The sequence below is a fragment of the Pseudomonas sp. Pseusp9 genome, assembly GCF_059491265.1.
The window spans coordinates 772,130-784,578 of the sequence record NZ_CP168500.1; the positions used below are offsets into that span (position 1 = coordinate 772,130).

A 12,449-nucleotide genomic window follows, 5' to 3' on the forward strand; every position below is an offset into this window, starting at 1 on the left:
TCACACCCGAGCCACTGTGGGAGCGAGCCTGCTCGCGATAGCGGTCGGACAGCCAACAGATTTGTTGAATGTAAAACAGTCATCGCGAGCAGGCTCGCTCCCACAGGGAACTCAGTGAATCAGTAAACGTCTCGGCGGTAGCGGCCCTGTTCGATCAGGCGCTCGACTTCGGCGGCGCCCAGCACCTCGTGGAGCACCTGATCCACGCCCGAAGCCATGCCTTGAAGGCTGCCGCAGATGTAGATCACCGCACCGTCCGCCAGCCACTTCTCGAGCTCGGCGGCCGACTCGCGCAGGCGATCCTGTACGTAGATCTTTTCGGCCTGGTCGCGGGAAAACGCCAGGTCGAGGCGCGCCAGATCACCATTGATCAGCCACTCCTCCAGCTCCTGTCTGCACAGGTAGTCGTGCTCGCGGTTGCGCTCGCCAAACAGCAGCCAGTGACGTTGCTGACCCTCGGCAATCCGTGCCTTGAGCAGGCTGCGCAACCCGGCCAGCCCCGTGCCATTGCCCAACAGGATCATCGGCAAAGGTTGGGCCGGCAGATGGAAACCACTGTTGCGTCGCACGCGCAGGCTGATGGAACTGCCCACAGGCGCGTGTTCGGTCAACCAGCCGGAACCGACGCCGAGGTTGCCATCGGCATGCACTTCCTGGCGCACGATCAGTTCGAGCATGCCATCGGCCGGGATCGACGCAATGGAATACTCGCGCATGGCCAGCGGCACCAGGGCTTCTGCCAGCGCTTGCGCGTGCAGGCCGACCAGATGGGCGCGGTTCTGCGGCAGTTGGCGGCTGGCCAGGGCCTGTTCGAGGGTTTCCTCCAGGCCGTTGAGCTGCACCTTGGTCGCACCGTGGATCCCCAGGCCATCGAGGAAATGCTCGATGACCCACGAGCAATTGCGTGGCAACACTTCCACCAGATCACCGGCCAGCCAACTGCTGGTGTCTGGTGCACTGAGGCCCAGCAAGTACACAGGGGACCCGCTGCTGTCCGGATTCAGCAGTTCACGACGGGCCAGGGTCCAGCTGTCGTAGCTGGGTGCTTGCCAGGTGTCGACGGGCGCGTGACCGGTCAGCAGGCCCAGTTGCTGTTGCCAGTGGCGCAAGGCGTAAGGATCGCCGCTGTCGACTTCCACCGGGGCGAACAAAGTCTTGCCGCCGTGTTCGCCGAGCCAGGTGTGCAGGCGCTTGGCGAATCCGCAGAAGTGTTGATACTGCCGGTCACCGAGGCCGAGGACTGCGTAGTTCAGGCGCTCAAGGCTCGGCGTGCGGGCCAGTACCTTGCGTTCGAAACCCCTGGCGCTGTCCGGCGCTTCGCCGTCGCCGAAGGTGCTGACAACGAACAATGCGTTGTTCGAGCCCTGCAAATCCTGCTCGCTGACATCCGCCAGCGGCTGGACCTTCACCGGTAGCCCTGCGGCCTGCAATTGCCCGGCGGTCTGCCAGGCCAGTTGCTCGGCGAACCCGCTCTGGCTGGCGAAACCGATCAGCCAGGCAGACGCATCTTTGCCTGGCTGTACAAGGCCTTGGCGCGCGTCCCTGATCTGGCGTTTCTTGCGTCGACGATCCAGGTACAGCAACCAGCCGGTGACGAAGAACAGCGGCATGCTCAGCGCAGTGAGGGTCAGGATAATGCGCCCGACGATGCCGAAGTAACTGCCGACATGCAGTGCATAAATGCTGGTCAGCAGTTGCGCCTTGAGGCTCTTGTCGCTGTAGCGGTCAACCCGTTTGACCACGCCGGTAGCCGGGTCGAGGGTGATCTGGTTCAGCGCCCGGTCGTGGGGCGAGGTTTTCAACAGGAAGTTAACGGTCGCTGGTTGGCCGGCCACTGGCGGCATGCGCACGTTGTAGGAGCTGAGTTGCGGGCCGGCCGCACTGTAGATGCTGCTCCACATCGCCGCGTAATCGGCTGTCGGTGCCGGGCCTGCCGGCGCCGGGCCACGTCCGCCACGAACGCGTTCGTTCTGCGGTGCATCGGAGAGCAATCGGGTCAGGCCCTTGTTGTACCACTCATAGGACCAGGACAAGCCGGTCAGCGCCGCCAGGAGGTAAAACACCAGGCACCAGGTACCGGCCACCGAATGCAGGTCCCAGTTGAAGCTGCGGCCCTTTTTCTTCCAGTCCAGGGTCAGCCAGGCACGCCAGCTTTGCCACTGGCGAGGCCAGCGCAGGTACAGGCCGGACAGGCAGAAGAACACCAGGATCAGCGTGCATGCACCGGTGATCTGCCGACCCGTGTCGCCCATGGCGAGGAAGCGGTGCAGTTGCAGCATCAGGCCGAAGAAGTCCTGGCCGGTGGCATCGCCCAGGAACTCTCCTGTGTACGGATCGAAGTAGCGCATCTCGCCACGGCGTTCACCCGGCGGTGGGGTGAACCACACTTTGGCGGCGTTGCCACTGTCAGTTTCCACGGTGAGCATCGAGACTTTCTTGCCCGACGCGGCTTCGATTCGCTCCACCAGTTCGGCAGGCGGCAGCACACCGGCGAGCTGTTTTTCGACCTGCAACACGGACGGGTTGAGTGCGTTCAGGATTTCATCCTGGAACGACACCGTCGCCCCGGTGATACCCATCAGAGCCAGGACGAGCCCGGCGCTGATGCCGAAAAACCAGTGCAACTGGAACAGGGTTTTCTTCAACACGTCGCTCGCCTTGTTCGTTCAAGTTGATTCATCACGGCGCGCATTATGCCGTGGGGTTGTCGAGAAGCATTCTTTTTTACGCACAAAGGCCCCGTTCATGTGGATGAACGAGGCCGGGCCCAATGCCAACAATGTAGGAGCCAGCTTGCTGGCGATGGTCGTCAACGATGACGCGGTAAACCTGATTCACCGCGCCGTTCTCGAGTTTCTCGCGAGCAAGCTCGCTCCTACAGAAGGTTGTTGGTCAAATTTCCATCAGAAGTGGAAGTTGGTGCTCAGCAAAGCGGTACGACCGGCCGCCTGGTTGGCGAAGTGAGTCGAGAACGCCTTGTCGTAGTAGGTTTCGTCGGTCAGGTTCTGCACGTTCAGCTGCAGGTCGACGTTCTTGCTCAGCTTGTAGGCCGCCATCGCGTCGTAACGAACGTAGGAATCAACCATGGTGGTGTTGGCGACGTTGCCGAACACGTCATCGACATAGAACGCACCGCCACCGATGGTCAGCTTCGGCGTGACCTGATAGGTCGTCCACAGGCTGGCGCTGTTTTTCGGCGTGTTAGGCAATTGGTTGCCGTTGTTGATCTTGTTTGCCGGCAGGTCGCCACCATCGATTTGCTCGCTGTCCATGTAGGCGTAACCGGCGAACACTTGCCATTTGTCGGTGAGCTTGCCGCTGGCCGACAGTTCGATACCTTGAACGCGGGTTTTACCGATGTTTTCAAAGGTGGTGGTGTTGGTTTGCACACGAGCGTTGTCTTTCTCGGTGCGGAAGATATCGGCAGTCAGGGACAGACGATCGTTCAGCAGATCCCACTTGGTACCGATTTCGTAGTTCTTGGTGGTTTCCGGCTCCATGTCGCTTTTGAGCAGGTTGCCGTTGCGATCCGGCGTGCCACCCAACGGGTTGCCTTCCGAACCTTCGCCCAGGGTGTTGCCCGGCGGAGTGGCAGACGTCGCGTAGGAGGCATAGATGCTGCCGTTTTCCGCTGGTTTGTACACCACACCGAACTGACCGGTGACGAATTCGCTGGTGTCATCGCCCTTGGACGTGGTCACGCTGGAACCGTCGAAGGTTTTGTATTTGGTATCGAAATGGTCGTAACGCAGGCCCATGTTCACCAGCCACTGCTCGGACAACTCCAGGGTGTCGAACACATACAGCGCATAGGTGTTGGCCTTGGTGTCGGTGCCGGCATAGTTGCGCGAGATGGCGCCGCTCCACGGATCATTCGGGTTCGGGTTGGACAGCGAGGTGCAGTTGTAGCCGCTTGGCGCGCCGATCAGTGCCGGCGAGCAGTTGGTGGTCACTGCTGCCGTTCCCGGAGTGGTGTCCGTGTTGACGTTGTACGAGGACTTTTCGCTTTCTTCGTGGGTGTATTCGACACCGGTGGAGAAGCTGTTCTTGAACCCGGCAATGTAGACATCACCAAACAGGTCGGTCTGGTTGGTGGTGGTCTCGGTATTGCTCACGCGGGTGTTCGCGCGGCGCCAGACGCTGCCGTTGTTGACGTTGCCTTTACTGTCGTCCGGCTGGGTCAGGATGTAATCCTGCATGCTGGTGCCATGGCGCAGGGTGTTCTTGAGGGTCAGCGAGTCGCTCAGGTCGTGCTCGATGGCGAAGGTCGCCGTGTCGGTACGGGTCTTGCGGAAGTCGCGGTCGGTCAGGCCATAGAAGTTGCTGCTGTCGCCGCCGTCATTCGGCTTGTCCGGGTTGGCCTTGGTACGTGCCGCCGAGCCTGCGGTCGGGATGCTGTACGGAATACCCGAGTCCGGCAGGTCGTTGCTTTCGAGATGGTAGTAGTCGAGGTTGACGCGGGTGTCGGTGCCCAGGCCGAAGGCCAGGGACGGTGCAACACCCCAACGGTCGTAGTTGACGCTGTCGCGCCCGGCGACGTTGCTCTCGTGGCTCAACAGGTTCAAACGGCCGGCAGCGGTATCGGTGAACTGGTAGTTGCCGTCGAAGGTGTAGCGCTGGGTCTGGTCGGAGCCCCAGGTGAAACCACCGTCGAGCGAGTCGCCCAAGTGCGCTTTCTTGCTGACCAGGTTGATGCTGCCACCGGCAGCGCCACGGCCGCCGATGGCGGAGTTCGGGCCTTTGCTGACCTCGATCGATTCGACGGCGAATATCTCGCGGCTCTGGGAACCGGTATCGCGTACACCGTCCAGGTAGGTGTCGCCCTGGGCATCGAAGCCGCGGATGAACGGACGGTCGCCCTGCGGGTTGCCGCCTTCACCGGCACCGAAGGTGATGCCCGGAACGGTGCGCAACGCATCCTGCAGGTTGAGCGAACCGGTGTCTTTCAGGACTTGTTGCGGAACAACGGTCACCGAGCGCGGCGTGTCGATCAGTGGCGCGGTGTACTTGGGCGAGGAGGCTTTCTCGACATTGTAGGTCGTCTCGTCATGGGCTTCGCCGGTGATGGCGGTGGCGCCCAGAGAAATCACATTGTCCGGTGCTTTTGCGTCGGCTTTTTCCGCCGCGAAAACCATGTGGCCCGCGGAGCCGGCAGTAATCGCCATGCCGATGGCCGATGCGAGCAAACGTGGTGAACTGACCGGTACTTGTGGTTGTTGACGTGACATTTGGATTCCCCTCCCCAAGGATTTGAGGCGGCGGAATATAGGGTAAATACGTATTCGTAACAATTGCGAAACATTGCTATTCGCACTGAATTTACATTCTTTACAATTTGACCTTACGGTTTTTGCTGACTCATTCGTCAGATGTGTTTTACACAGGCAATAAGAATCAATACCATTGGCGCCCCTTTGTTTTCAGGTGCCTTTGTCATGCTGCTGCACATTCCCGGCCTGTTCGAAAAAGACGAGGTGCAGCGCATTCGCGAGGCTCTGGAACAAGCCGATTGGGCCGATGGCAAGATCACCGCCGGCTACCAGTCGGCCAAGGCCAAGCACAACCTGCAGCTGCCCGAAGGGCATCCGCTGGCCAAGGAGATCGGCGCGGCGATGCTGGAGCGGCTGTGGAAAACCCCGCTGTTCATGTCGGCTGCACTGCCGCACAAAGTCTTTCCCCCGTTGGTGAACTGTTACACCGCCGGCGGCAGTTTCGACTTCCATATCGACAACGCGGTGCGCCAGCCCAAAGGCAGTATCGAGCGGGTGCGCACGGATTTGTCCGCCACGCTGTTCTTCAGCGAGCCCGAGGATTACGACGGCGGGGAGCTGGAAATCCAGGACACCTTCGGCACTCAGCGAGTGAAGTTGCCTGCCGGCGACATGGTGCTGTATCCCGGCACCAGCCTGCACAAGGTCAATGCGGTGACACGCGGAACCCGACTCGCCTCGTTTTTCTGGACCCAAAGCCTGGTGCGTGAAGACAGCCAGCGCGCCCTGTTGTTCGAGATGGACGGGGCCATCCAGCAACTGACCCGCGACATGCCGGATCATCCATCGCTGATCCGCCTGACTGGCACTTATCACAACCTGTTGCGTCGCTGGGTCGAGGTGTAAGTGGCGGATTTTCGTCTACGCCGTGAGGAAGTCCTCGACGGCGAACGTCTCAAATCCATGCTCGATGAAAGCCCGGCCCGTGCGGCCCAGGCAATCCTGATGGCTGCCCGCGAAGGCGAAATCGAGGCGCAAGCCTTGCTCGGGCAGATCCTGCTGGATGGGCAGGGCATTGCCCGGGACCAACCTCTGGCGCTGCGCTGGTTCGGGATCGCCGCCCGACAAGGGCATCTGATGGCGCGCAACATGCTTGGCCGCTGTCATGAGCATGGCTGGGGTTGCAGTGCGGATGCTTCGCTCGCGGCACGGCATTATCGAATCGCCGCAGAGTCAGGGCTGGATTGGGCGATGTACAACTATGCCAACCTGCTCGCGACCGGTCGGGGAGTCAGTAAGGATCAGGCGCTGGCGTTCACCTACTATCAACGCGCGGCACACTTGGGCCATGCCAAGTCGATGAACCTGCTGGGGCGATACCTGGAAGAAGGGCGGGTGTGTCCCATGGATTTGCGCGCGGCGCGCGACTGGTACCGGCGTTCGGCCGAGGGTGGGGATTTTCGCGGGCAGTTCAGCCATGCCGCGGTATTGGCCCACACCGGTCAAATCGACGAAGCATTGAGTTGGCTGCGAAAGGCGCTGGTTGACGGGAATCTGAAGTTTTTGCAGGTGGCAAGCCAGACGCTGGCAAGTGCAACGGATCCGCGGATACAGGCACTGGCCCACGAATACCGGCATCGTGCTGCGGAATTAAGCCTAGCCCCCTGAGCCTTTGTGGGAGCGAGCCTGCTCGCGATGGCGTTGGAGCCGTCAATATTGATGTTGAGTCTGCAGGCGTCTTCGCGAGCAGGCTCGCTCCCACAGAGATTGCGTAAAGCAAAAAGCCCATGACGCGTCATGGGCTTTTTGCTTTCTGCGTGATGTATTTACACGTAGAACGACTTCAGCGGCGGGAAGCCATTGAACTCGACGGCGCTGTAGCTGGTGGTGTACGCACCGGTCGACAGCCAGTACAGGCGATCACCGATGGCCAGGTTCAGCGGCAGGCCGTACTTGTAGTTTTCGTACATGATGTCGGCGCTGTCGCAGGTCGGGCCGGCGATGACCACTTCTTCCATCTCGCCTTTTTTCTCGGTCCAGATCGGGAACTTGATGGCTTCGTCCATGGTTTCGATCAGGCCGGAGAACTTGCCCACATCCGTGTACACCCAACGCTCTACCGCGGTACGGGATTTACGCGCGACCAATACTACTTCACTGACCAGGATGCCGGCGTTGGCGATCAACGAACGGCCCGGTTCCAGGATGATTTCCGGCAAGTCATCACCGAAGTCTTCTTTCAGGAAGCGGATGATTTCCTCGGCGTAGGTTTCCAGGCTGTTGGTGCGGGTGATGTAGTTGGCCGGGAAGCCGCCGCCCATGTTGATCAGCTTGAGGTGAATGCCGTCTTCTTCCTTCAGGCGTTCGAAGATCACCTTGACCTTGGCGATGGCCGCGTCCCAGACGCTGATGTCGCGCTGCTGCGAGCCAACGTGGAACGAAATGCCGTAAGGCACCAGGCCCAGGTCGCGGGCGAGGATCAGCAGGTCCATGGCCATGTCGGTCTGGCAGCCGAATTTGCGCGACAGTGGCCAGTCGGCAGTGGTCGAGCCTTCGGTCAGGATGCGTACGTAGACTTTTGCACCCGGTGCAGCCTTGGCGATGTTGCGCAGGTCAGCTTCGGAGTCGGTGGCGAACAGGCGCACGCCCTTCTCGTAGAAGTAGCGGATGTCCTTGGATTTCTTGATGGTGTTGCCGTAGCTGATCCGGTCCGGGCTGACGCCGCGATCGAGCACTTTGTCCAGCTCATAGATGGAGGCGATGTCGAAGCTCGAGCCTTTCTCCTTGAGCAGGTCGATGATCTCGACGGCCGGGTTGGCCTTGACCGCGTAGTAGACCTTGGCGAATTCGAAACCGGCGCGCAGGTCGTCATAGGCCTGGCTGATCATCGCGGTGTCGATCACCACGAACGGGGTTTCCTGCTTGTCGGCGAACGCCTTCATCTTCTGAAAGGTTTCGCGCGCGAAATAGTCTTCGACCTGGATCGACATACTTGGGAGCTCCTAGTGGCAAACATTAGTAATCAATGGGTGCAAATGAACGTCCTCCGTATCCCCACTTTGGTTCGCCTACTTCCCAAGGCATGTCGCCGAAAGCAAAAAGGCCATGGGTCGCAGCCCTTGGCCTTGCTGTCTCGTCGTCAGTACTTGAGCCGGATGGATCGTTTCCAGCATGGACGTTCGGCGCGAACTTTAGGGCGTGAGGGGCCTGAGATCAACTAAAAATGTCGCGTTTTTGCACTCTTCTGACGTGCGTTGCGGACATCACTCTTTGTAGCCGACCGAGATGACGGGCAGATGTTCCCTGATAATTTTAAGGTGTTAAAAATACCTGCACGTTCGACGCTTTTGTGTGCCAAGTCGTCGATAAGTACGATGGCTTCAACATCGGCGACGTTGGCCGCGAGAAGGTGGTCTGAAAGAGGTTTAGCTTGTTATGCGGGCTATTTTTGACGGTGTTTCAGGCAGTCAGGTGTTGATATTCTTTTCCGCTTTGTAACAGATGAAAAAAACACTCAGATCCTGTGGGAGCGAGCCTGCTCGCGAAGGCATTTTCACAATCAACATCATTGTTGACTGATATTGCGCATTCGCGAGCAGGCTTGCTCCCACAGGTTTTGCATTTTTACGCCACTACAGCGTCGGCAGGCGAGACGATATTGGTCTTCATCCCTCGCGAGCGACCGGAGCTCAAGTAAGCCGCAATCGACTCCTGAGTGACTTCGCCGAGGAACACCCGCTCGGCATCCATCACCGGCAACCACGCACGATTGAACTCATACATGCGCGACAGCAGGATGCGCAAATGCTCGTCGTACGCCGCCGTGGCGTTGAACTCGCGCAGGTATTGGCCGCATGTGCCGGTCTGACGGTGCAGGTCGCGGCGGCGTACGTATCCCAGGGCTTTGTTCTCGGCGCAGGTGACCACCACATAACGCCGGTCATGCTCGTCCATCAATTCCAGCGCTTCGGCCACCGGGGTTTGCGGGCTGACGGAGGGTGCGTTGTCCGCCGCGTCTTCGGCTTTTACCAGCAGCAAACGCTTGAGCGTGCTGTCCTGGCCGACGAAGTTGCTGACAAACTCGTCCACCGGATGCGCGAGCAGCGTGTCCGGGTGATCGATCTGCAATAGCTTGCCGGCGCGGAAAATCGCGATCTTGTCGCCAAGCTTGATCGCTTCGTCGATGTCATGGCTGACCATGATCACGGTCTTGTTCAGCGCTCGTTGCATCTCGAAAAACTCGTTCTGGATCATCTCGCGGTTGATCGGGTCGACCGCACCGAACGGTTCGTCCATCAGCAACAGCGGCGCATCCGCCGCCAGTGCGCGAATCACGCCGATTCGCTGTTGCTGACCACCGGACAATTCCCGTGGGTAACGATGCAGATACTGCTTCGGTTCGAGCTTGATCATGCTCATCAACTCGCGGGCGCGGTCGTGGCATTTCTGCTTGTCCCAGCCGAGCAGCTTCGGCACCACCACTATGTTTTCTTCGATGGTCATGTTCGGGAACAGGCCGATCTGCTGGATCACGTAGCCGATGTTGCGCCGCAGCGTTACTGCGTCGAGGCCGGTGGTGTCTTCGCCATTGATCAGGATCTTGCCCGAGGTGGGTTTGATCAGGCGGTTGATCATCTTCAGCGTGGTGCTTTTGCCACAACCCGACGGCCCGAGGAACACGCAGATTTCGCCTTCATTGACGGTCAGGCTTACCGAGTCCACGGCCTTGACGTCTTTGCCGTTGCTTTGGAAGGTCTTGCCGAGGTTTTGAAGTTCGATCATTTCAGGAGTCCTTTTGGAGTCAACGAGCGTTGCAGCCATTGCAAAAACAGGTCGGCGAAGATCGCCAGAAGACTGACCAGCAGCGCGCCGACGATCTGCATCGACATGTCGCTGCGACTGATGGACGCGAGGATGAGTACGCCGAGGCCGCCAGCGCCGATGGTCGCGGCGATGGTCATGACGCCGATGTTCATCACCACGGCGGTGCGCACCCCGGCGAGGATTACCGGCACGGCGATGGGCAGTTCGACCATGCGCAGGCGTTGGCCGAAGGTCATGCCAATGCCGCGCGCGGCTTCACGGATGCCAGGCTCGACGCCGGTCAGGGCCAGATAGGTGTTGCGCATGATCGGCAACAGTGAATAAAGGAACACGGCGGTGATCGCCGGCATTGGTCCGAGGCCCTGGCCGAATTTCGAATAGAACGGCAACAGCAGGCCGAACAGCGCAATCGACGGCACGGTCAGCAGCACCGTGGCGCTGGCCTGCAAGGGACCGGCGAGGCTCGGGAAGCGTGTCATCAGGATGCCCAGCGGCACACCGGTGAGGATCGCCAGGCTGACGGCAATGCCGACCAGGGTGATGTGCTGCCAGGTCAGGTGCAGTACCTGCTGCCAGTCGAGGTGGGAAAAGGCGTTCAGTAATTCCATGACTTTTCCTCCTTAGTTGAGTGGATGCTGGCGCAGGAAATCCGCGGCCACGGCGGAAGGGCTTTGGTGATCGACATCGACCCGGGCGTTGAGTTGGCGCATGGTTTCGTCGTCGAACAGTTCGGCCAGTGGTTTGAGTTGTTCGGCGAGTTTCGGATGGACATCCAGGTACGCCTGACGCACCACTGGCGCGGCGGTGTAGTCGGGGAAGTAGTGCTTGTCGTCTTCCAGCAGCTTCAGGCCAAACGCGCTGAGGCGACCGTCGGTGGTGTAGACCAGACCGGCGAATACCTGGCTGTTGCGCAGCGCCGTATAGACGAGGCCTGCGTCCATCTGCCGGATGTTGGTGCGGGTCAGGTTCATGTCGTACTGCTTGACCATGCCGTCGAGACCGTCGGAGCGGTTGGCGAACTCGGTGTCCAGCGCTACAAGATGATTGGTCCTGGCTTCAGCGCGCAGCACCTCGTTCAACTGACTGATGTTGGTGATTTGCGGATATTTCTCGGCAACGTTTTTCGGCAACGCGAGGGCGTAGGTGTTGCTGAATTTCGACGGAGTCAGCCAGACCAGGCCTTTTTTCGCGTCGAGTTCTTTGACCCGGGTGTAGGACTGTTCGCTGTCGAGTTTTTCGCTGACATGGTTGTAGGCCACCAGCGACACGCCGGTGTATTCCCAGAGCATGTCCAGTTGCCCGCTTTCGTGGGCGCTGCGGGCGAGGTTGCTGCCCAGCCCGCCAGTGACTTGCACGTCGTAGCCCTTGGTGCGCAGGTATTGGGAAGTGATTTCCGCCAGCAGGGTCTGTTCGGTGAACACCCGGGCGCCGATGCGCAGCAGGGGTTTTTCTGCGGCTTGGGCAAATCCTGCGAACAGCAGGACGCAGCCTAGTAAAAAGCTTGATGCATTCATGAATATTCCTTTGCTGAAGCCTTAAGACGGGCGCAAACCGCGTTCCAGCCAGAGACGGCTGGCGAGGGTGACCACGCCATCGAGCAGCAGGGCCAGCAGCGCGGTGCACGCGGCACCGAGCAACAGTTGCGGCTGATTGTTCAGGGCGATGCCGGGGAAAATCAGGCTGCCGAGGCTGTTGGCGCCAATCAGGAACGCGAGTGGCGCCGTGCCGACATTGATCGCCAGTGCCACGCGCACGCCGCCGACGATGATCGGCACGGCATTGGGCAACTCGACTTTCCACAGCACCTGGCGCGGGGTCATGCCGATGCCGACGGCGGCTTCTTTCAACGAACCCTGGACGTTTTTCAGGCCTTCATAGGTGTTGCGCACAATCGGCAGCAATGAAGCGAGGAATAAAGCGAAGATCGCCGGCCCACTGCCGATGCCGAGGATACCCAGGGCAATCGCGAGTACGGCCAGCGGTGGCACGGTGTTGCCGATGTTGAAGATCTGCATGAAGCGTTCGGCGCGGCCGACCATGGTCGGGCGGCTCAGGAAGATGCCGGCGGGGAGGCCCACGACAAGGGCGGCCAGCATTGAAGCGAGGACGAGAATCAGATGAGCTTGCAGGTAAAACAACAAATCGTCGCGGTAGTGTTCGATCGTGTTGATGCCGATCCATTGGATCAGCAGGGCCAGGAGAGCGATTACCAGCGCACCTCCCATCAGCCCTTTGCCATAGCGGATAGCCACAGGCGGACTCCTTTTTTTCAGTCGGCGAACGCTTTTTCGTGTGGCAACGCCATTCCTGGCTGCCGAAAAGTGATCGCGAGAAGCAGCTCGGCCGAACGCATTTCTCTGTAGGAGCGAGCTTGCTCGCGATGGACGTCAACGATGACGCGTGCTGTCTGGATGA

At 59.9% G+C, this 12,449-nt stretch carries 9 protein-coding genes; 2 read left to right on the forward strand and 7 right to left on the reverse strand.

From position 1 onward, the window contains the following. Positions 1-119 precede the first annotated feature (119 nt). A complete protein-coding gene (locus ACEN8E_RS03370) occupies positions 120-2,648 on the reverse strand; it encodes a PepSY domain-containing protein (protein WP_495591425.1) in 2,529 nt (842 codons plus the stop codon). A gap of 255 nt (positions 2,649-2,903) precedes the next feature. Then, positions 2,904-5,228, reverse strand: coding sequence for a TonB-dependent receptor (locus ACEN8E_RS03375; protein ID WP_495591426.1), 2,325 nt, complete (start codon positions 5,226-5,228; stop codon positions 2,904-2,906). Positions 5,229-5,435: 207 nt separating this feature from the next. On the opposite strand from ACEN8E_RS03375, the gene ACEN8E_RS03380 reads away from it, so the two are divergent. After that, positions 5,436-6,116 carry a Fe2+-dependent dioxygenase gene (locus tag ACEN8E_RS03380; RefSeq protein WP_495591427.1) on the forward strand — a complete coding sequence of 227 codons (681 nt, stop codon included), beginning with the start codon at positions 5,436-5,438 and terminating at the stop codon, positions 6,114-6,116. Further along, a complete protein-coding gene (locus tag ACEN8E_RS03385; protein ID WP_495591428.1) occupies positions 6,117-6,878 on the forward strand; it encodes a tetratricopeptide repeat protein in 762 nt (253 codons plus the stop codon). 158 nt (positions 6,879-7,036) lie between these two features. Here the strand turns inward: ACEN8E_RS03385 and ACEN8E_RS03390 are convergent, their stop codons facing one another. From ACEN8E_RS03390 to ACEN8E_RS03410, 5 genes are all read right to left on the reverse strand, one after another. Then, positions 7,037-8,200, reverse strand: coding sequence for a type III PLP-dependent enzyme (locus ACEN8E_RS03390; RefSeq protein WP_495591429.1), 1,164 nt, complete (start codon positions 8,198-8,200; stop codon positions 7,037-7,039). A 634-nt stretch (positions 8,201-8,834) separates the two neighbouring features. Continuing rightward, positions 8,835-9,992 carry an osmoprotectant ABC transporter ATP-binding protein OsmV gene (locus ACEN8E_RS03395; RefSeq protein WP_495591430.1) on the reverse strand — a complete coding sequence of 386 codons (1,158 nt, stop codon included), beginning with the start codon at positions 9,990-9,992 and terminating at the stop codon, positions 8,835-8,837. Next, positions 9,989-10,642 carry an ABC transporter permease gene (locus ACEN8E_RS03400; RefSeq protein ID WP_495591431.1) on the reverse strand — a complete coding sequence of 218 codons (654 nt, stop codon included), beginning with the start codon at positions 10,640-10,642 and terminating at the stop codon, positions 9,989-9,991. The genes ACEN8E_RS03395 and ACEN8E_RS03400 overlap by 4 nt, the downstream gene beginning before the upstream one ends. 12 nt (positions 10,643-10,654) lie before the next feature. Further along, positions 10,655-11,548: a glycine betaine ABC transporter substrate-binding protein gene (locus tag ACEN8E_RS03405; RefSeq protein ID WP_495591432.1), complete on the reverse strand. Its 894-nt coding sequence runs from the start codon at positions 11,546-11,548 to the stop codon at positions 10,655-10,657. A gap of 21 nt (positions 11,549-11,569) precedes the next feature. Continuing rightward, positions 11,570-12,259, reverse strand: a complete 690-nt coding sequence (locus ACEN8E_RS03410; RefSeq protein ID WP_495593270.1) for an ABC transporter permease — start codon at positions 12,257-12,259, stop codon at positions 11,570-11,572. Positions 12,260-12,449: the final 190 nt, after the last annotated feature.